The following is a 20,524-nucleotide window of genomic DNA, read 5'->3' as shown; positions in this document are numbered from 1 at the left end:
TTTTTTTCTAATTAAATAGATTGCCAAACCGATCATCACCACCACACTCAGTTCCAATCCGACTACTACATAGTTCGCTAACATTTACTCCACCATTCCTTGTTATCACTCAGTTGTCGCTTAGCCATTGAAAATCAACCATGCAAAAAAGGAAAATTATCGCCTGATCAACTTACATGCGCTGTTTTTTTACCAACTGTGAGCATAGCATTAACCCAGCAATGCACCTTACCAATTGAAGCCGCCACATGATCGATTTACGCTTGCAGTCCACATTTTGAGTCCCTGCGCAGGCACATCCTACACGGCAATTATAGAACGTCCATCCGTAAGCGTGCCAGGCTGGCTGCCAATCTGAGGCGCGCAGTTTGTCCTCGCGTTAGCGCAATAATACGCTGCTGCCCAGCAGCGGCCAGTTCGCTCTGCGCCTTTAATAGTTCCAACATGGTACCGACGCCCGCCTTGTATCTGCCTTGCGCCACGACCATCGACTGCTGCGCACTCTGAATCAATATCAATGTTGCTTTTGCGCTCTCTGTTTCAGTGTGCAAACTCTTGGCGCTGTTCCCGACTTCTAGCGCCACCACTCGCTGCGTCTCTGCCAACTCCGCAGCAGCGCTTTCAACGCCCGCTTGCGCGCCGCGTGCCTGATAGTTGCGACTGATACCATCAAGCAATGGAATATTGATCTGCAAGCCGATACTGCGACTATTATTGATCTGCCGAGACGCCACTTGGTTGATAGGCGTATCGCTTCGATCACCCGTCATATACAGCGACAGCGTCGGTTTTCCTTGCGCCTGCGCTGCTTCCTCCTGCGCTTGCGCCGATTGCAACCGCGCTCGCGCCGCAATAATTTTTGGATGCACGCTCAACGCCGCCTCGATCAACTCTCCAACAGCTTTCTCAAAAACCGGCGCTGGCCCAACATCTTCCGCCTCCATGCCGATGTCCGCCAACTGCAACGGCGTATCGGGGCGCAGGCCCATAACACTCGCCAAACCACCTAATGCAGTCTGCCAGTCGCCGTCAGCGCGAACGCGTTGCACCACGGCCGACGCAGAAGCGGTTTGCGCCAGCAACTTATCGGCAAGAGAGCCGGCTCCTGCCACGTATTTAGCTTGGGCCGCGCGATAGCTCTGTGCCGCTGCCTGCTCCGCATCCTGAGCTGCCAATAACCCGGCTTGCGCTGCTTGTGCTGCGTTGAAACTGGTCGCCGTGCTTAAAAACACAGTTTGCAACACATCATCTTGCGCTGCCACCGCAGCATTTAGCAACTGGCGCGCACTCTCCAGATTAGCAGCGCGCAGTCCGAAGTCATATAACACCCAGTTCAAGCTTAAGTTCACGTCACTACTGCGCGCACTCAGCGCACTAGAAGCTGCAGGATAGTCGGGAATCGTAATCCGGTTAGCCACTTTCGCTACATTCGCACTGGCATTCAGGTGTGGCAGATACGCCGCTTGAGCGCTGCCGACAGAAGCAGCCTGCGCTTTCACACCGGCCCAACTCTGAGCGGTTTGCGGGTTATTACACAGGCTGCGACTGACAGCTTCGGCCATCGTTAATACCGTCGGCAAAGTCAGCCCGCCACATACACCAGCTAAAGCCATGTTCTTGTCAATGGTTGGTGAGACAGCGACGTTCACACCAAAAGGATCATGCAAAAAATCTATCGCCAAACATGACTTTGCGGCAAACACTGTCAGATAACACATCCATACTGCCATCCGTATGGCATTCCGACCTGTCGTCATGCTTTGGCTATTCATGCCGGTTGTGCCGGTGGCTGCTGCGTCAGTTTGCCGTCTTCAAGTATTAACACGCGGTCGGCTGATGCGATTGTTTCTGGTCGATGAGCGATAATCACCCGTGTAATGTGCAGCGATTTAACCGCATCATTAACCAGCCGTTCACGGGCGATATCCAGATGGCTGGTGGCCTCATCGAGAAACAATATCTTCGGCCGCTTATATAAAGCACGCGCCAGCAACACGCGCTGTTTTTGACCGCCCGACAACACCGTTCCCATATCACCCACCATTGTGTTGTAAGCCATAGGCATAGCGACAATGTCATCATGAATTGCCGCCAGCCTCGCGCACTCTCCGATCCACTCCCGATCCGCCGCAGGATCAAAAAAACAGATATTGTCAGTTATCGATCCGGCGAACAAAACATCGTCCTGTAACACCGTAGCGACCATACCGCGCAAAGTAGACAGACCCACCCGCTCAAGGTTGCGCCCTCCTATCAGCACCTCGCCCTCGGTCGGCGTCAGCACGCCTAACAAAATATTCATTAGCGTCGTCTTGCCGCCACCGGACGGACCAGCGATAGCCACAGACTCTCCGGCTCGAACCATGAACGATACGTCACTCAGTACGTCGCGCTCGCGCTCACTGTAGCGAAAGCGCACATTTATTACCTCCAGCGTTGCGGGTAGTCCATCCGGATTTTCATCGTTGGTCGCCATCGGTTCCGGCTTTTGCAACACAATATCCGACAGTCGTTCTCCTTGCAGTTTCAGCATCTTGACCTCGACCCATTTATCGATGAGCGAACTCACGCGCGAATCGAATTGTCCTTTATAGGCAACGAAAGCAATCAGCACACCGACGCTGAAATTTCCCTCCATGATTAGCTTTGCTCCAAGACTGATGATCAAAATATTTTCGATGCCGAAGATCATGCCATTGAGCGATTTGTAAAGCAGGTTAAGCTTTTGGGTGCGCAGATCCGCATTGATCTGATCGACCAGCAATCCCAGCCAACCCACACGTCGCGCATCACCGCGCTGAAACAACTTGATGGTTTTAACGCCGCGTATGGTCTCCAAAAAATGTGTCTGCTGAACAGCAGCGTGAATGATTTGTTCTTCAGTTGCTCGCCGCAGTGGCGCAAACCAGGCCCAGCGCACTAGTCTATATAACACCATCGCACCGACTGCAATCCATGCCAGCAAAGGACTATAGAGAAACATGAGCGTCAGCGTTAACGTCGCCATTACGCCATCAAGCAGCGCCTCCAGAAAGGAGATCGTCAGTGTGCGTTGAATGACGCCGACTGCACCGAAGCGCGACACGACATCACCCAGATGGCGTTTCTGAAACCAATCAATCGGTAAGCGCAGCAAATGCGATAAGACGTTACCTTGCCACTGCACATTGAGTGTCGTGCTCATATACATCGTTGCCCAACTGCGGACCAGGCCAATCAATTGCTGCAGTACCAGCAAAAATCCGAACCCCAATGCCAGCGTTAGTAACAAATCATGATCCGACGATATCAGTACATTATCGATCACCCACTGCATAAAGAACGGGCTCACCAGTGCAAATGTTTCAAGCGCCAGCGACAGCAAAATAATCTGACCGAACGATCGGTATAAGCCGCTGACATGTCCCAACAAATCGCGCAAACGCACACGCTTGGTTTCTTCCGCTGTCTTAAATCCGGGATCTGGCCAACATTCCAGCGCCACACCAGTGAAAGCATTCGACAGCTCCTCCAGCGTGCAGGTGCGGATGCCTGTTGCCGGATCGTGTATCGTCACTGTGCGGCGCCCCACCTTTTGCAACACGACAAAATGATTAAAATTCCAATGCAGCACACACGGCAGGCGTAACTGGTCAAGCGCATCAAGGTCAAGCTTGATCGGGCGCGACGCCATCGATAATTGGGTCGCGACGTGGATCAAATCACTTAATGTTGACCCTTTTAACGAAACCGGGAAGCGTTGCCGTAATGTCGCCAAATCGCTCCGATAACCATGATAGCCAGCCACCATCGCAACGCACGCAAGGCCGCATTCGGCGCTTTCGGTTTGTAAGATCAGCGGCAACGACGTAGCAAAACCAAAGGACAGCGGGGCCACCATCATCAACGAACTTTCATCAGCGTTTTCCTATCAATGTATATAACGGCTCAAGCACCCATTCATACAAATGTCTTTTTTCTTGCGCGATATCGGCCTCTAGCGACATACCCGCCAGCAATGGTTGCGGACTTCCATAGGCGCGTACGGATTGGTTTTGCAATGCCACGGTGATACGGTACAAGGGCTCTTTTGCACCGCTGGCGGTGCCGCCCAATTCGCTCCCAGATAAAGTAGTGAGCGCCACCGTTTCTACGGTACCGCGTTGATGTCCAAATTTTTGATAGGGATAAGCTGAGTAACGCAACGACACCTGATCACCGACGCGCACAAAACCGATTGAGCGGCTCGGCGCATAAAGCTCAGCGCGCAAACTAACGCCCGATGGGACGATGCTGAGCAAGGGGTGGGTCGGGTCTATGGTTTGTCCCATTTCGGCCAACACTGCAGTTACCCTCCCCGCTTGAGGGGCCTTAACTACCAACCGCCGACGCGCTTCACTTTCGCTCAATTCCTGCGAGGCGTTACTTAAGCTACGCTCGATCTGTGCTGACTGATTCTGCTGCTGCAAAGACAAAGCGCCAAGTGCATTCCGTTGCGCCGCAAGTTCGATCACAACGCTTATACGATCACGCTCCAGACTTTGCTGGCGATTGCGCTGATCAAGCAATTCTTCCTGCTTTTGCTGCCACTGTTCCTGAGAAATAAAATCCTGTTTCAGCAAGCCGTGATATCGCGCTTCTGTCAGTTGCGCAAGTGCGACACGGGCGCGCTGACCGTCGATCTGACCAGCAAGATTTTGACGTTGCGCATCCGTGCCAGTAATCTTGATGATTAATGCGCCACGCTCTTGCTGCTGCAAACTTCGCATGGCTTGTAACTCGCTTTGCAGACTGACCTGTCGTTGTATTACTGCGGCGCTGATAGCCGCTTGTGTAGGGCCACCGCTACTGCTGTCGCGCTCGCCCGACAATACGTACAACACTTCGCCAGCGATGACATTACTGTCCTCGGTCACCCGCTTTTCGACCACGATGCCGGGCTGCATTGCATAGACTTTGATAAAACCGGACGTTGGAATTAATTGGCCCGTTACGGTGCTGTGACGGGTATAACTGCCCCAAGTCAAAAACGCTCCGAGCAGCAACGCCAGTATGAATGCGCAACCTGTCAGAACTGACATTGACAGCGGTCGAATCAATATGATTCCATTCAGATAGTTAGCCTGTTGAGCGGCTATCGCTTGTTCTCGAAATAGAGGCATAGGCAACGTGGATCGATGAAATGAAGTAAAGGAATGCTGCGCCGTGGCGCGTTTTAGCCTCGCATGAAAACGGTTGATTCCGCAAATATTCGGAGAAATTTTTTGACGCTTAGGTTGCCAACCGACACTGAATATTAACTCGTAAAATTTCTCAATGGAAATAATATTTTATGGCATTCCAAGAAATTGATGGGCATATACAGACCCTGAAACAGGGTCTGTATATGCCGAGAAAATCTGTCAATAACCTCGAAATACTTATCCCGAATTTGCAACTGATCGAGTCACCAAAATAATTCTATCTAAAGCAAATAATTTTCCTTGTGGAAATATTTTTTTGTTCTATCCTAAATCTATTGTTCCTGCCGTAGACTTAAACTTTGCTGGTATCACCGACAAAATAAACGCATCCCGATCATGTTGAGCGGCAAGAGAAACCTGTTATTTATCACAGGTTATTACCTCGCATCACTTCACATGATTTGCACGCCAGAACATGCTGACCGATCCACAAATCGACATCGAGAAAAAATCTCCGGTATGCAAACTGTCACACTAAAAAACACCATTTGTTTTTTAAGCTGGAATAGAACTCCTTCCGCCCTTGCGAACCTGGAGGAAGCAGCAGGCAGTGACCGTATTGACGATCAGTGACAAAGCGTTTATCGACAACAGTTTTTTAACCACCTAAAAGGTGAATATCATGAAGAATGGCAATCTAATCGCACTGCAAGTCTGGGAACTGGATGCTGTCGGTGGGGGCGCTAGTAATAAGCATATCTTGAGTCAGAGCCTAGGCCTGGTCAATGATATTAAACTTCCCAATTCTCCAGCCGACCTAACCCAATACATAGCAGATAAGGTAGAAGGGGTCACTAAAGTAGTCCGTGCCGCTCCATTCTCCCCTCTCTTATAAAAAAATATCTCCACATAGAATAGGCGATACGCATAAAGACATGCTGGCATTTGTACTCAACCCCATCCAGCTTGGCGCCGGGCCGGATGGGGATTGTGTTGTAACAGGGATTTTGCATACGTATTAAAGAAAGGAAACTATGCGCATAGTGCGCGGAGTGAATACGGCTTAAAGCCTCTTTCACCAAAACACTGCATGAACCATACCTGAGGTGAAACGCATGAAGCATGACAATTTGATCAAACTGGAAATCTCAGCACAGGATTTTTACGCCAGATCATATCGACGAATCTACATATCGACATCGAAAAAAATCTCGGGTAAAAGCAGTTTCGCGTTGGGTGGGCCATCTGCTTTTAAAGCCTGAATAAACTTCCTTACACTTTATAAACAAGGCGTAAGTAGCACTCGGTGCGCAGCAGTGACCATCATTGACAAAACGTTTATCGACAACAGTTTTTTAACCACCTAAAAGGTGAATATCATGAAGAATGGCAATCTAATCGCATTGCAAGTCTGGGAACTGGATGCTGTCGCGGGCGGCGCTAGTAATAAGTCTATCGTGAGTCAGAGCCTAGGCCTGGTTAATGATATTAAACTTCCCGTTATAAGTGAATACTTAACGGATACTTTAAACGAAGCTACTGACTTTGTCCGTAACGTTCCATCCTCCCCGCTTTTATAAAATCTAAACATTCTCAAATAGGGTAGGCAATACGCATAAAGACATGCTGGCATTTATACTCAACCCCATCCAGCCTGGCGCCGGGCCGGATGGGGTTTGTGTTGGAACAGGGATTTTGCATACGCATTAAAGAAAGGAAACTATGCGCATCGTGCGCGGAGTGAATACGTCTTAAAGCCTCTTTCACCGAAACACTGCATGTACCATCCCTGAGGTAAAACCCATGAAACATGATAATTTGATCGAACTGGAAATCTCTGCGCTGAATGCTTTTGCTGGACCAGAGGTTCTATTGGATACTTTACATGGTGCTTTTAACAATTTAAACCAAGAAGCGGCCGCGGCAGTTTTCGATTTGAAGGGAACGCTCATGAGCGCCCACGAACTCCGGGCAAGGCATCGTCAACAGCCCAGAAGTTAAGTCAACTTGGTAACATAAGCTAACGGTGCCCGCCGTTAGCAAAACGTCCCCATCACCCTTACATCTGGAATAAATCAGGGCGAAAGTCCATGCCGGTCATTCTCTACACCTCAATTCCATTGCCCGTATTAACACGACAAAACACAATGCGGTCCTAAGACGCGTAAAATCGTGCATCAATTAGCTTATTGCGCGTCTGCCAAGCCCATTATGACCATCCTGTTGTCCACTTTAAACGCGCGTTACTCCCACGCCTCGCTCGGCTTACGTTACCTGCAAGCCAATATGGGCGCACTGCGTGAGCAAACCCATCTCCACGAATTCGTCATCGGTGCAAAAACCACTGACATCGTCGAAAAACTGATAGCCCACAAGGCCACCGATGGCAGCACCACCATTATCGGATTTGGCGTCTACATCTGGAACATCGAAGAGTGCACCAAGGTAGTAGCGATGCTGAAATGTGTCGCTCCCGAGATCGTGATCGTACTTGGCGGCCCGGAAGTATCTTATGAGTCAGAACAGCAACAGATCGTCAAACTGGCTGATTACCTGGTCACCGGATGGGGCGACATCACCTTCCCCGACCTTTGTCAGCAAATCATTAACGGCCCCAAACCGCTGATGAAAACGCATATCGGCAAACAGCCGCCGATGGAAGATATCGCCCTGCCGTATTCACTTTACAGTGACCATGACATCGCCCACCGCACCCTGTATGTCGAAGCCTCGCGCGGCTGCCCGTTCAAGTGTGAATTTTGCTTATCGGCACTGGATAAAACCGCGTGGCCATTCGCGCTCGACAATTTTCTGGCCGAGCTGGAATCACTGCATGCGCGTGGTGCGCGCTTGTTCAAATTCGTCGACCGTACTTTTAATCTCAATGTCAAAACCAGTCTCAAGATTCTGCAATTTTTTCTCGATAAACTAGCTGCAAATCCAGATGATCCGGTGTTCGCTCATTTTGAATTAGTCCCCGATCATTTGCCGGATGCGTTGAAAGAGGCAATTACCAAATTTCCCGCCGGTGCACTGCAATTTGAAATCGGTATCCAAAGCTTTAATCCGGAAGTCCAGGCGCTGGTCAGCCGCAAACAAAATAACCAGAAAGCTGCCGACAATATCCGCTGGCTGATTACTGAATCACACGCCCATTTACACGTCGATTTGATCGCAGGTCTGCCCGGCGAAGATGTCGACAGTTTTGCACAGGGCTTCGACAAACTGGTGGCGCTGGAACCGCACGAAATCCAGTTCGGCATCTTAAAACGTTTGCGCGGCACGCCCATCATTCGCCATACCCAGACTTTCGGACTGGTCTTTGATCCACATCCGCCGTACACCATTCTCGCCACCAACCTGATCGACTTTGCCACCATGCAGCGACTAGTCCGGTTTTCACGTTATTGGGATCTGGTGGCCAATTCTGGACGTTTTTCCCACACGCTGCCGATCATTCTCGGCGATACGCCATTCTTTAGTTTTATGGCGTTTTCGGATTGGCTGTATGGAAAAACCGATGCGACACATCGGATCGCGATGGACCGATTGGCGGGATTAGTCGGCCAATGGTTGCGCTTGCAAGGCTTGAGTGACGCGACGGTGAACGCGGTACTCAGTACGGATTACGCCGGTCAACCGCCAAAACTACCCAATACGCCAAAGCCGAGCATCGCCAAAGAGCATGCACCAACAGTTGCACCGCAGCGGCAAGCGCGACATTTGACGGCTTAATGAGGCTAAGTTCGCTCTAATGAGGTCAACGCGTAGTCTTGGTTAAAGTTGGCGACGGCGGTAAAAATAGCTCAAGCCGCTCGCTGATTTCGCCAGGCTGCGATCAGCTTTTGCGCAATGCCGTCGATCGTATCCAGCGAAACAGTCGATATCTGATTGAAAATCATCAATGCATAGACGGTCGCCAACGCGTTGACCTCGGGTGACAACGCGCATTCCTCACCAATCGCTGGGCGTTGCAAACGCCAATAATTAATGGCTTCTTCGAGTTCCTGTAGCGAAATGTTCATAACTGTATTGTACTCGCGCAATTTAACTATTTATCAAGTTTACAGCGTTTATTCCCTTACCAAATGTTCCATCGAGGGCGATTTTACACTGCCCATTTTAAAATTTAATCCTCGATCTGGACAAGAATGACGTTGGCTGCAACATAACATTGGGTTAATTACTAAAGAGTTGCCTAATGCGGATCGGCCTGAATCCAAGTGCTATTATCGGCTTTATGCAGTGCGCACGGAAACGGCGGAATATCTTCCGTGCATCAAAAATAACAGATCAACATGTGTCAATGCATTAACGCACCCATTACAGAAGGAGAACAACGATGACCTTGGCGCTGACACCGGCAATCCGAGACGCTTTTACGCCTACCGGAAAATTACGTGCTTCGATCAACCTCGGCAATCCAATTCTGGCGCATGCGGATGACGCACAAGGCGCACAAGGCGTTTCAGTCGATCTTGCCAGAGAATTCGCAGCATTACTCGGTGCAGAACTAGAGTTGATTGTATTCGACACAGCCGGGAAGTCGGTCGAGGCGGTCGCGGCCGAACAAGCTGACATCGGATTTTTTGCCATTGATCCGGTGCGTGGCGCCGACATTGCCTTCACTGCCGCGTATGTCCTGATTGAAGGTTTTTATTTGGTGAAGCAAGATTCGCCAATCACCTCCAACGCGCAAGTCGATATCGCTCAGAACCGCATAGTCGTAGGCAAAGGCAGTGCTTATGATCTGTATTTAACCCGCGAACTAAAGCAAGCGACCATCGTGCGCGCACCGTCGTCACCCACCGTGGTCGACACTTTTTTGAAGGAGCGCGCGGAGGTTGCCGCGGGAGTCAAGCAACAGTTAGAATCCGATGCGGCGCGGGCTGGTGGCCTGCGTCTACTCGACCAGCGTTTCATGGTGATTCAACAGGCGATGGGTCTACCAAAAAGTCGCAATGCCGATGCGGCAACATTTCTCAGTGATTTCGTCGAGCAAATGAAATCGTGCGGATTCGTCGCCGCTGCCCTCAAACGTCACGGCATCAAAGGCGCGTCGGTTGCTGGTCCAGTTGCCTACTCAATCGCGGACTAAGTTAACGCGTTTCTAACTGAGTTGCCAATGCCAGATCAGATCATCTTGTGAACCACTCACGCCAAGACTGTAGGTTAATTCAAAATACAACGCCAGCCACCAAAATGATATTGGCGTATGGCGTGCATTCACCAGTCCGGACGATAGCACGCGCACCTTGCGTCAGTTTTTTGAACTCTGTATGCGATAACACGCGCTTATCGGGCAAACCAAAACTCTCAAGCTGGGCTGCCAAATGCGGACTTTTATGCGCCAGCGCGTCTCCTACAACGTGATGTTCCACCTGCATTTCACTCAATATTGTCTTCACGGTTTCGATGAATCCGGGCACCCCATGCGTGAGCGCCAAATCAATTAGCGGAACGCCGGATGGGACTGGCAGTCCAGCGTCGCCAATCACGACCATGTCACCATGACCAAGCGAGGCGATCAACTGCGACAGGGCAATATTCAGTAATGGTGTTTTTTTCATGATGGTTTTGGGATGTTTATAAAAACGGTTGAAACGATTCTGCTAACAAAAAATATCTACACCGATGCAGAATTCTGCAACAGCTCGCGGCGGTAAGGAATAGAGGTCTGCGCACCAAACCGCGCCACACTTAGGGCCGCAGCGCGTTGACCAAAATTAATTGCATCCGCTTCAGTTTCACCATCAGCCAGCGCCGCCACAAATCCACCAATAAATGTATCACCGGCAGCAGTCGTATCAATCGCCGTTGTTGGTTGCGCTGCGAAATGGTGCGTACCGTCCGCAAGGGCAGCGCGTACGCCCTTTGCGCCGAGCGTTACCAGCACATTGGTGCAACCCAAACTACGTAATTCGCCGATGACAGCATCAATCTCTGAATCACTTTCCAGACTGGATGTAGCGTACCCCGCTAACATCGCGGCTTCGATCTCATTCGGAATCAGATACGACAGTTGATGCAATAACTCCACTGGTAGCGATTGCGCAGGAGCTGGATTGAGGACAACGATTTTGCCCAATGCATGCGCCATTTGTATCGCATAACGCACGGTCGCCAATGGCGTCTCAAGCTGCAATACGACTACCTTCGCCAGCGCGATCAAGTCATGCGCCGCATCAATGTGCGCAGGGCTCAGTGCATCGTTCGCACCCGCGGCCAGCATGATACTGTTTTGGCCTGTGGCATCAACCGAAATGACTGCTACGCCGGATGACGTTCCTGCGATGCTGTGAACGTGGGTATCGTCAATCCCATCATGCCTTAACGCTGCGCGTAATTCTGTACCGAAGGCATCTTCACCCAAACACGCAACCATCGCGACCGTTCCAGACTGACGACTCAGGCGCGCACAAGCGATCGCCTGATTAGCGCCCTTGCCGCCGGGAATGGTTTGAAACTGTCCACCCGACAATGTTTCTCCAGGATGCGGTACACGCTGCACGCGCATCACTAAATCCATATTAATGCTACCGATGACAACAATCATTTGCTGCTTTCCTATTACTTTTATTACCATTAGGGCTTATACAAAATCGCCTGGCGGCGCTGAACTTTTCTGGTTGTACTTATGTAGACGACAGACTATATAAATCCAATACTTGCCAGAACCGACATTCGGGTTGTTTTTTTGCTGAAAATTTTAATATAGCCACGATCGTTATCGTCATTTTTTTATTTTTTATTCCCGGTACCAACCACAGTGACCGTCGAGCCTCTGATATGTAATTCTGGCGCAATAGTATGCTGTTGCGAATCCAGATCCGGCCTTGCAATCCGTGCCAATAAACACTCGGCCGTCAGTTGACCCAATCTGCGCGTGTTCTGTGCAACACTCGTCAACGTGGGATGGACAAATTGCGCCAGATTGATGTCATCGAAACCGATCACTGCAAGCGCTTCCGGTACTGCGATATCGCGCTCGGCAGCGGCCCGCAATGCGCCAATTGCCATTAAATCGTTACAACAAAAAATGGCATCGGGACGTTGCGACGGTTCAATATCTAACAATGCACAGGCCGCAACATAGCCACCAGCACTCGTAAAGTCGCCATAAACACATAGCGCTTCAGACAAGGCTATGTTGGCTTGCGTCAATGTCTGCTGTAGACCGGCAATCCGTTCGCGTGATACCGCAATTTCCTCTGGGCCACCAATACAGGCGATACGCGTACGTCCCAATGCCAACAAATGTTGCGCAGCGAGAGCGCCGCCGCCAACATTGTCGACCGCGACCAAATCGATCGCCAAATCCTCTGCTAAATCTTTCCTGGCCCGATCAAGCAGTACCGCAGGCACCTTCATTTTGCGCAGCAACTCGCCATCGGCCAAACCCAGCATCGCCACGATCAAACCATCGCAACGCTTGCTCAACAGCATGTTCAGATAATCACGTTGCTTGGCCGGATCATCATCCGAATTACACAAGATGACGCTATAACCGGCTGCATAACAACTATCTTCAATTCCCCGTGCAACCTCAGAAAAGTACGGATTGGTATTGTTGGGAATAATCAGGCCGATTGTGCCGGTAGTCTTAATTTTCAGCGACCGTGCCAATGCACTCGGTACGTAACCAAGTGCCGCAGCTGCTGCGATCACTCTTTCACGCGCGCCATCGCTGACAGGTCGGGTCCGATTCAACACATGCGATACGGTTGTGTAGGACACGCCCGCCGCCCGCGCGACTTCTTTTATGGTTGCCATCTGAGATTGACTAGTTCGCTATACGTTATCTAAAAAAACCGCCTTAATTAAACCACTGGTAAGACCCTCGGTCGGTTGTTTTGCCTGCTGTCGCAGGGCACTTTGGCAACCTTATTTGGAACCTTATTTGGAACCTTATTTGCAAACTTATGCAGCGCGTTCATTACGGCGACGGTAAGCATCGAATACTACCGCAGCAACAATCACAACTCCGGTAATAATGCGTTTCATCGGCTCGCTCACGCCAACTTGCGCCAATCCGGCTTCCAGCACAGAAATAATCAGCACGCCGATAAACGTACTTACTACCGAACCACGACCGCCCATCAAACTGGTACCGCCAATCACAACCGCTGCAATCACCTGCAATTCCAACCCAACGCCGCCATTAGGATCGGCCGCTTCCAGTCGGGAAACCTGAAACAGCGCGCCCACACCCGACAGCAAACCCATCAACGCAAAGACCGTGATCTTGCTTGGTCGTGGATTGATACCAGCTAGTCGCATCGCTTCTTCGTTAGTACCGATGCCGATCCAGTGTCGCCCGACCACCGTTTTAGTGAGCACTAACTGACCAGCGATAACGATCAGCAGCGCGGCCAAAAATGCGGGTGATAAACCGAATGCAATCGGTGAACTGATCGAATCGACGGCGCTGCCAATGTACACAGTGCGCGAATTGGTGACCTGATACGCCATTCCGCGAGCGATTTCTAAAACACCTAACGACACAATAAAAGAAGGTATCCGCCAACCGACCGAGATTGAACCGGTTACCGCACCGCATAAAGTGGCAGCCAAAACGCCCAATACACAGGCCGGAAACAAGCTCCATCCCCATTGCACCATTGCTGTCGATAGCACCGAAGCGGCGAGCGCCAATACCGATCCAACTGACAAATCGATACCGCCAATAATCAGGACAAAGGTCATGCCGACCGCCATCACTACCAACGTCGGGATGTCGTTGGACAGCGTTTTGAAGGTTTCCATCGTGAGGAAGTTCTCACTCAAAACAGAAAATAGTGCGCACATTGCCAGCAACGCGCCAATTAGCCCAACATAATTCAACATGCCAGACATGGCGGTTTTTAGAGAAGTTTTTGTCATCTTCGGCACTTAAAAAGGTTCAAAAAAAGCGTATCACTATTTGCAAGGAGAATCGCCTAACCTAGGCGGCATGCGCAGCATCGTTAGCTACACTCGCTGCCCCGCCATCCTTCGCTTTGGCGTAGCCGCTGAAAGCGGCCTGCAAAATCGTATCCTGACTCCATGCGCCGCGGTTAAACGTTTCCACCATGCGTCCGGCACTCATCACAGCGATGCGGTCACTGATCAACATCAATTCACGCAAATCACTCGACACGATAATCAGTCCTTTTCCCTGCTTCGCCAGCTCGGTAAGCAACTGATAAATCTCAAACTTGGCACCAATATCGATTCCACGTGTCGGTTCGTCAAATAACATGATGGGGCAATCCCGATATAGCCAGCGAGCAATCACCACTTTCTGCTGATTGCCACCGGATAGTTCGCCGACCGCTTGCGCGCCGCTACGACAGCGGACCTTGAGACGTCCGATATAGTCATCGGCCACAGCCATTTCGGTATCGCTATTGATCCATCCGGCGTTGCTGACACTGCCTAATTTAGCGAGCGTGGTATTGGCCGCAATCGATTGAGACAGCAATAGGCCTTGCCCTTTGCGATCTTCTGTAATCATTGCAAGGCCAGCGGCAATCGCCATTTGTGGAGAATGTATTTTTGTTGCGACCGTATTTTGGCCGAAGAATACTTCACCCTGATCGGCGCGATCCGCACCAAAAATCAATCGCAGCAATTCTGTGCGTCCCGACCCAATCAAACCAGCGATACCAAGAATTTCACCAGCGCGCAGATCAAACGAAGTCGGATGAACCACGCCGCCGCGCCCCAGATCACGTACGCGCAACAACGGTGCACCAAACGTGCGTGTACCATGCTCGCGCTCGGCATCGATGGACCGTCCGACCATCAGTTTCACCAGATCGTCGGCGGTGTAACCTTGAATATCCGCATCACACACCAGTTCGCCGTCGCGCAGCACCGCAATCCGGTCAGCCACCCGCTTGAGTTCTTCCAGACGATGCGAGATATAGACAATCGCCACGCCTTCCGCTTTGAGTCTGGCAATTTGCAGAAATAGTAATTCGACCTCACGATCGGTCAGCATGGCGGTCGGCTCGTCTAGCACCAGCAAACGACACTCGCCAATCAGATTGCGTGCAATTTCAACCATTTGCTGATGACCAACGCCCAGATCGCCAACGTGTGTCCACGGATCAATATCGGCCAGACCTACCGCCGCCATTTGGGTACGCGCCATGGCTTCCAGTCGCGGTCTGTCGATCCAGCCAAAGCGACTCGGCAACTTCTCTAAATAAAGATTTTCTGCGATGCTCAGCGTGGGAATCAAGTTTAATTCCTGCAACACCATCCGAATGCCGAGCTTCTCCGCGGCCTGACGTGAAGTCGGCTGATACGGCTGACCATCTAGTAACATATTGCCTTGCGTAGCAGAGATCAGGCCGCATACTATTTTTGATAATGTACTTTTTCCAGCGCCATTTTCGCCCGTCAGTGCCACAATCTGACCAGCGCTAATCTCCATTGAAACGCCGCCAAGTACCGGCTCTACGTAACTCTTGCCGATGTTGCTTAACGATAGCAATGGAATAACAATCGCAGCATTGCTGTTACCAACTTGCGACTTATTTTTACGCGATAAAACGTGAGATGTATCGGACATACGGCCTCCACCAGACGTGGCGTGGGTTGCAAAAACAGGCAACATTGCGATGTGGGACGGTATAAAAAAGTACACAAAAGCGGATAGGCGATCGCACAAGATTGCCTATCCGCTATGCACTATTTATATGTACTGAGCAATGCCCCAAAATAGATAAATGATCACACTTGTGATCATCCACCTTTGGACTTTATTTAGTATCTTTGGTCACTAGTTGCACCTTGGTTTCAACTACGCCAGAAAGCCCGGATTGTGTCTTCTTGGCGGCAAGCGCCTTCAACACAGTATCGATACCGAACACTGCCTGTTGCGAACCAAACTGATCAACTGTGGCCAACACGCGACCATCTTTTAACATCGGCTTGATAGCATTGATATTGTCATAGCCGACGACCAACACCTTGCCAGTTTTGCCAGCCGCACGAACCGCAGCGACTGCGCCTAATGCCATATTGTCGTTACCAGCTAACAGCGCCTTAATATCTGGATGGGCATTCAGCATCGCGGCGGCTACTTTGTTGCCGGGATCAAGCTCCCATTGACCAGACTGAACGCTGACCACATTCGCGCCAACCGCCTTCATCGCATCCTGAAAACCTGCGGTGCGTTGTTGCGCATTGTAGGTGGACGAGACACCTTCTATGATGCCGACCTTGTCGCCGCTTTTAATTTGTTTGCCGAGATAATCACCGACCAATTTAGCGCCCATGCGATTGTCAGGACCAACGAACGGTACAACGATGCCTTTTTCCTTCAACGCGCCATCATCCAGTTTGTTGTCAATATTCACCACGATAATCCCGGCGTCGATGGCTTTCTTAATCACTGGAACCAACGCTTTTGAATCGGCGGGCGCGATCACCATGCCGTTAACCTTGGCAATAATCATCTGCTCGACGATCTTGATCTGGTTGGAAGTGTCTGTTTCGTCCTTGATGCCGTTGACGATCAAATCATATTTTGAAGCGTTAGCTTTTTGATTATCTTTAGCACCTGTTTCCATATTCAAAAAGAACTCATTGGCGAGCGACTTCATCACCAACGCGACTTTTGGTTTGGTCTGCGCCATCGCGGGCAGACTAATGGCAGGTAAAGCGCAGACTAGAATAGTTGCCGCAATCAATTTCAAACGCGTGCGAGCGGACGTGTGGAAGGGTCTGAATTTCATTAAAAGTCTCCTGTTATCTTTATCATTATCTTTTTTGAATCGCCTGTAGCGCATCGCGAGATGCTTGGCTAATCAGCTGTAATCACGCGCGCAAACGTTTGCGCGCCTTAATAATAGCATCAGATTGAAAAGGTGCAAGGAACATTATTAAATACAGGAAAGACTGCGAAAGACCGATCTATCGCGATTTTCGATCATGGATTAAGCCCATTTGTACAGTTAGCCCATACTGATCTCTAGTCCTGCACGTTGCAACAACAACCGGTTCCGGTCCGACAAATGGGTCACCCGCAATTGTTTGCCAGCCTTTTGATAACGCTCGAACAATGCCTCCACAGCAGCGATAGCGGAATGATCGGCCAGATGAAGTTGCCGGCAATCAACTATAACGTGGACCGGATCGTTTTGTAGATCGAACAGGCCCTGAAAATGCGTGGTTGAGGCAAAGAATAATGTACCGTGGGGTGTGTACGTTTTTTCACCCGAATGATTTTCAACGATATCAGCACGCATCTCGCTAGCATGCTGCCAGGCAAAATTCAGTGCGGCGATAACGATGCCGCACAGCACGGCGGTCGCAAGGTCAGTGAACACGGTAATCACGGTGACTGCGATGATCACCAAGGCGTCGTGGCGCGGCACTTTGCCCAATACTCTTAACGATCCCCACGCGAAGGTTTGCTGGGCCACGACGAACATGACCCCGACCAATGCGGCCAGCGGAATGCGTTCGATCAAAGGCGACAAGAACAAAATGAACATCAACATCATGATACCGCTGGTTAAGCCGGAAAGCCGCGAGCGACCGCCAGAACTCAGGTTGATCATGGTCTGACCAATCATGGCGCAACCGCCCATACCGCCCAACAAACCTGATACGACATTCGCCGCGCCCAATGCCAGACATTCGCGATTTGGCTGGCCCTGCGTCTCAGTGATGTCGTCAGTGAGGTTGAAAGTGAGCAGGGTCTCCAGCAGCCCAACAATCGCCATCAGTACCGCATAGGGCAATATGATCCGCAGTGTCTCCATGCTAAAAGGCACGCTGGGGAAGTGCAGACTGGGCAAGCCGCCCGCGATATGAGCCATGTCCCCCAAAGTACGCGTCGGCAAATGCAGCAGTTGGCTCAATAATCCAATGCCCACAATTGCCACCAGCGCCGGTGGTACGGCCTTGGTCAGGCGCGGCAATAGATAGACGATTAACATGGTCAAGCCGACCAGAACGACCATCACCAAAAGAGGTGTGCCCTGCAACCATTGCGGACCTTGAGCCGTGGCCTGCTTAAAGTGTTCGAGTTGCGCCATGGCGATGATGATCGCTAAGCCATTGACGAAACCAAGCATCACCGGATGCGGGACCATGCGGATCAATTTACCAAGACGCAATGCGCCAAATAACACCATCAACAAACCGCTGAGAACCACGGTCGCAAACAAATACTCGACGCCGTGTTGCACCACCAACGCGACGATGACAACGGCCATAGACCCGGCAGCGCCGGAGATCATACCCGGACGACCACCAAATATAGCGGTCAATGTACAGATGATCACGGCACCGTAAAGCCCCATCAGCGGGTTGACTTGCGCTACAAGCGCAAAGGCGATGCATTCAGGGACTAAGGCGAAGGAGGATGTGAGGCCAGCTAACATATTTTTTTGCATCGCCGAGAACCACTCTTCTCGCAAGGTAATAATTTTCATTTATCGCAATCTGTGCACTAGTGACGCGAAACATCGGCATGTCTCATCCTGGCTTATTTGTATTGGCCAATTCATGTTTGCCGATGCGCGTTTGTTATATTGACCGGAAACCGTGGGCTACGTTTTTGTGCCATCGCAACTTCCACACGCTGAGTCCGATTGACACAAAAACGGTTTGATCGCAACGCGCTGCCATGCCGCCATCAGACACGCGCACGTGGTCTTAAACCTCCACACTGGAAGCCGCTTTAAAACCGTTTTGAGATTCTCTGAAAGCTACATGGGTGCGATGGACGAACCAAGAGGGTGGCTACAAAATGTATGCTTTTGCCGACAAAGGTTAATATTTTACAACATTCAGAGAGAGTTGATTGAATCTGGACCTAGCCGCCCATCCACAATCGCATCTGGCAACACCATGGGTGTTTTATTAATCGCGAATTCAAGGTTCATGGGTGCAGTGGGATGGTACGTGCGCAATTCAGATTGGAACAGAAAGGGTAAAAATCGATCTTTGAATATCAATATATTACGTATGGCCAGAACGCTTAGCGCATGAAAATTTGCCCGTGTACGGCATTTTTTGCAGACCTTTATACGCGGTAGAAAAAACCGTTTGAGAAACGAAAAAAATGGTCCCCAGCATTTTGCCGGGAACCATTTTTGTTGCCTACTGGCTAGGTCCTAACTTGGTACGCGTTACGTACAAATTAGAAATAAATAAAATGTATTTTATTTATTTCGAAGGACCACCCTCAATGGTTTTCACACGTTTTTCAAGAGCAATAAGGCTATCTTCGATGATTTTAAATTTAGCTTGCGACGCATCTAACTTAGCTGCAGATTCTGCTAACTTCGCTTCCGAGGCAACAACCTTGACTTCTGAAGCAGCGACCTTCGCTTCTGCGGCAACTAATTGCGCTGCTGCGGCATCCAGTTTAACCGCTGCTTCGTCGAACTTAGCTGCCGAAGCATCTAGTTTTTCTTCCATGGAAGCCATGCTATTGTCAAACGGCGTGATAACTTCGATCAATTGACGTACGGTAATCGCATCGCTCATTTCCGAACCATCTGCAACACGTTTGATTTGACGGTGACCGCCAAGCCCTTCGGAACGGCCGTAGTAATACGAACCAATCGATACCGGACCTTGACGACTATCTTCTACGGCGAAAGTAAGCTTTGTTTTCTTACCAACAAAAACATCTTTGTCCTCTCGCGGTGTCAAGTCGCGTGACGCATCCAGTTCAGAACCGGAACCGAGTGCTACGCCGCCACTTTGTCTTACACTGGTGTTAGAACCGATTGCAGTGGTTGACGAGGCTGAGGCTTGACTGCCATAACCAACTGCTGTCGTATTTTCCAGAACATTACCGGAACTACCATTGATATCACCAGCAACGGCTTTAACACCGATAGCTGTACTACGATATCCCCATGCACGGGCATCAGCACCCACTGCGGTTGCCCATGTATTCTCTTTGTACCAAGTGGCGCCCGGCTTTACTGCTGTGGCGTCAATAGTTGCGTAGGTATTTACACCAATTGCAACACCACGTTGTGAAGTTGATACGCGCATTCCCTCACTGTTCCAATTGCCAGAAATAGTACCACCTGCGACCAAAACAGATTCCGATCGATTACCGCCCAAGTCGCTTGCGGGCACACTGAACGCACTACCAGAAACCGTCAAAGCAATAGCAGCCAGGATCAGTGAAGAAGAAGTTTTCAGTTTTAACATAGTCATATTTATTTTCCAAAAATTAGCAAAAGATTCTTACCCGTTTTCGACATCTCACAATCGGCAGATATCTGATACGCTCAAGTGATAAGTTCAATGAACGCACCATTTTTTTCTCTGCTATTTTTTGCCTGCTGATTAGCAACATCACTAACGGCCCATAACAACTTATGGAAATCAATCAA

Annotated in this window: 15 protein-coding genes; 3 read left to right on the top strand and 12 right to left on the bottom strand. The window is 50.3% G+C overall.

Translation table 11 applies throughout. The annotated features are described in order from the left end of the window. Positions 1-311: 311 nt before the first annotated feature. From RGU75_RS08935 to RGU75_RS08925, 3 genes are read right to left on the bottom strand one after another with little or no spacing between them, the layout of a single operon-like run. Positions 312-1,772: a TolC family protein gene (locus tag RGU75_RS08935; RefSeq protein ID WP_322235049.1), complete on the bottom strand. Its 1,461-nt coding sequence runs from the start codon at positions 1,770-1,772 to the stop codon at positions 312-314. Then, positions 1,769-3,886 carry a peptidase domain-containing ABC transporter gene (locus RGU75_RS08930; RefSeq protein ID WP_322235048.1) on the bottom strand — a complete coding sequence of 706 codons (2,118 nt, stop codon included), beginning with the start codon at positions 3,884-3,886 and terminating at the stop codon, positions 1,769-1,771. The genes RGU75_RS08935 and RGU75_RS08930 overlap by 4 nt, the downstream gene beginning before the upstream one ends. A 10-nt stretch (positions 3,887-3,896) precedes the next feature. Then, the gene (locus RGU75_RS08925; protein WP_322235046.1) at positions 3,897-5,141 is read right to left on the bottom strand and encodes an HlyD family secretion protein; all 1,245 of its coding nucleotides are present in this window, start codon (positions 5,139-5,141) and stop codon (positions 3,897-3,899) included. 1,824 nt (positions 5,142-6,965) lie between these two features. On the opposite strand from RGU75_RS08925, the gene RGU75_RS08920 reads away from it, so the two are divergent. Beyond that, on the top strand, positions 6,966-7,163 hold the full coding sequence (locus RGU75_RS08920) for a hypothetical protein (protein ID WP_322235044.1): 198 nt from the start codon (positions 6,966-6,968) through the stop codon (positions 7,161-7,163). A 210-nt stretch (positions 7,164-7,373) separates the two neighbouring features. Continuing rightward, positions 7,374-8,897, top strand: a complete 1,524-nt coding sequence (locus tag RGU75_RS08915) for a B12-binding domain-containing radical SAM protein (RefSeq protein WP_322235042.1) — start codon at positions 7,374-7,376, stop codon at positions 8,895-8,897. A 71-nt stretch (positions 8,898-8,968) separates the two neighbouring features. On the opposite strand, the gene RGU75_RS08910 is transcribed toward RGU75_RS08915, so the two are convergent. Next, positions 8,969-9,187, bottom strand: a complete 219-nt coding sequence (locus RGU75_RS08910) for a DUF3717 domain-containing protein (protein WP_322235041.1) — start codon at positions 9,185-9,187, stop codon at positions 8,969-8,971. A gap of 317 nt (positions 9,188-9,504) precedes the next feature. On the opposite strand from RGU75_RS08910, the gene RGU75_RS08905 reads away from it, so the two are divergent. Beyond that, positions 9,505-10,260 carry an ABC transporter substrate-binding protein gene (locus RGU75_RS08905; RefSeq protein WP_416186797.1) on the top strand — a complete coding sequence of 252 codons (756 nt, stop codon included), beginning with the start codon at positions 9,505-9,507 and terminating at the stop codon, positions 10,258-10,260. A 79-nt stretch (positions 10,261-10,339) separates the two neighbouring features. Here the strand turns inward: RGU75_RS08905 and rbsD are convergent, their stop codons facing one another. The 8 genes from rbsD to RGU75_RS08865 form a co-directional block, all read right to left on the bottom strand. Beyond that, positions 10,340-10,732 (bottom strand): D-ribose pyranase, encoded by a 393-nt coding sequence (gene rbsD / locus RGU75_RS08900; RefSeq protein ID WP_322235039.1) that lies wholly within the window; start codon positions 10,730-10,732, stop codon positions 10,340-10,342. A gap of 56 nt (positions 10,733-10,788) precedes the next feature. Beyond that, positions 10,789-11,718 (bottom strand): ribokinase, encoded by a 930-nt coding sequence (gene rbsK / locus RGU75_RS08895; protein ID WP_322235037.1) that lies wholly within the window; start codon positions 11,716-11,718, stop codon positions 10,789-10,791. Positions 11,719-11,903: 185 nt separating this feature from the next. Then, entirely contained in the window at positions 11,904-12,935 is a 1,032-nt protein-coding gene (locus RGU75_RS08890; protein WP_322235035.1) for a LacI family DNA-binding transcriptional regulator, read from the bottom strand. Between the two features lie 147 nt (positions 12,936-13,082). Continuing rightward, positions 13,083-14,045 carry an ABC transporter permease gene (locus RGU75_RS08885; protein ID WP_322235032.1) on the bottom strand — a complete coding sequence of 321 codons (963 nt, stop codon included), beginning with the start codon at positions 14,043-14,045 and terminating at the stop codon, positions 13,083-13,085. Positions 14,046-14,106: 61 nt separating this feature from the next. Then, positions 14,107-15,723: a sugar ABC transporter ATP-binding protein gene (locus RGU75_RS08880; protein WP_322235030.1), complete on the bottom strand. Its 1,617-nt coding sequence runs from the start codon at positions 15,721-15,723 to the stop codon at positions 14,107-14,109. A gap of 190 nt (positions 15,724-15,913) precedes the next feature. Further along, a complete protein-coding gene (locus RGU75_RS08875) occupies positions 15,914-16,891 on the bottom strand; it encodes a sugar ABC transporter substrate-binding protein (protein WP_322235028.1) in 978 nt (325 codons plus the stop codon). 219 nt (positions 16,892-17,110) lie between these two features. Then, positions 17,111-18,598: a SulP family inorganic anion transporter gene (locus RGU75_RS08870; RefSeq protein ID WP_322235026.1), complete on the bottom strand. Its 1,488-nt coding sequence runs from the start codon at positions 18,596-18,598 to the stop codon at positions 17,111-17,113. Between the two features lie 736 nt (positions 18,599-19,334). Further along, a complete protein-coding gene (locus RGU75_RS08865; RefSeq protein WP_322235024.1) occupies positions 19,335-20,339 on the bottom strand; it encodes a hypothetical protein in 1,005 nt (334 codons plus the stop codon). Positions 20,340-20,524: the final 185 nt, after the last annotated feature.

This window comes from Glaciimonas sp. CA11.2 (assembly GCF_034314045.1).
GTDB lineage: Bacteria > Pseudomonadota > Gammaproteobacteria > Burkholderiales > Burkholderiaceae_D > Glaciimonas.
The sequence above is the reverse complement of the archived record's forward strand: the minus strand, read 5'-3'. Positions and strand labels throughout refer to the sequence as shown.

What these genes read in the sequence shown, in the direction of transcription:
- RGU75_RS08935 (WP_322235049.1), bottom strand. Translation starts at nt 1,772, where the DNA reads ATGAATAGCCAAAGCATGACGACAGGTCGGAATGCCATACGGATGGCA.
- RGU75_RS08925 (WP_322235046.1), bottom strand. Translation starts at nt 5,141, where the DNA reads ATGCCTCTATTTCGAGAACAAGCGATAGCCGCTCAACAGGCTAACTAT.
- RGU75_RS08920 (WP_322235044.1), top strand. Translation starts at nt 6,966, where the DNA reads ATGAAACATGATAATTTGATCGAACTGGAAATCTCTGCGCTGAATGCT.
- RGU75_RS08915 (WP_322235042.1), top strand. Translation starts at nt 7,374, where the DNA reads ATGACCATCCTGTTGTCCACTTTAAACGCGCGTTACTCCCACGCCTCG.
- RGU75_RS08910 (WP_322235041.1), bottom strand. Translation starts at nt 9,187, where the DNA reads ATGAACATTTCGCTACAGGAACTCGAAGAAGCCATTAATTATTGGCGT.
- RGU75_RS08905 (WP_416186797.1), top strand. Translation starts at nt 9,505, where the DNA reads ATGACCTTGGCGCTGACACCGGCAATCCGAGACGCTTTTACGCCTACC.
- rbsD (WP_322235039.1), bottom strand. Translation starts at nt 10,732, where the DNA reads ATGAAAAAAACACCATTACTGAATATTGCCCTGTCGCAGTTGATCGCC.
- rbsK (WP_322235037.1), bottom strand. Translation starts at nt 11,718, where the DNA reads ATGATTGTTGTCATCGGTAGCATTAATATGGATTTAGTGATGCGCGTG.
- RGU75_RS08890 (WP_322235035.1), bottom strand. Translation starts at nt 12,935, where the DNA reads ATGGCAACCATAAAAGAAGTCGCGCGGGCGGCGGGCGTGTCCTACACA.
- RGU75_RS08885 (WP_322235032.1), bottom strand. Translation starts at nt 14,045, where the DNA reads ATGACAAAAACTTCTCTAAAAACCGCCATGTCTGGCATGTTGAATTAT.
- RGU75_RS08880 (WP_322235030.1), bottom strand. Translation starts at nt 15,723, where the DNA reads ATGTCCGATACATCTCACGTTTTATCGCGTAAAAATAAGTCGCAAGTT.
- RGU75_RS08875 (WP_322235028.1), bottom strand. Translation starts at nt 16,891, where the DNA reads ATGAAATTCAGACCCTTCCACACGTCCGCTCGCACGCGTTTGAAATTG.
- RGU75_RS08870 (WP_322235026.1), bottom strand. Translation starts at nt 18,598, where the DNA reads ATGAAAATTATTACCTTGCGAGAAGAGTGGTTCTCGGCGATGCAAAAA.
- RGU75_RS08865 (WP_322235024.1), bottom strand. Translation starts at nt 20,339, where the DNA reads ATGTTAAAACTGAAAACTTCTTCTTCACTGATCCTGGCTGCTATTGCT.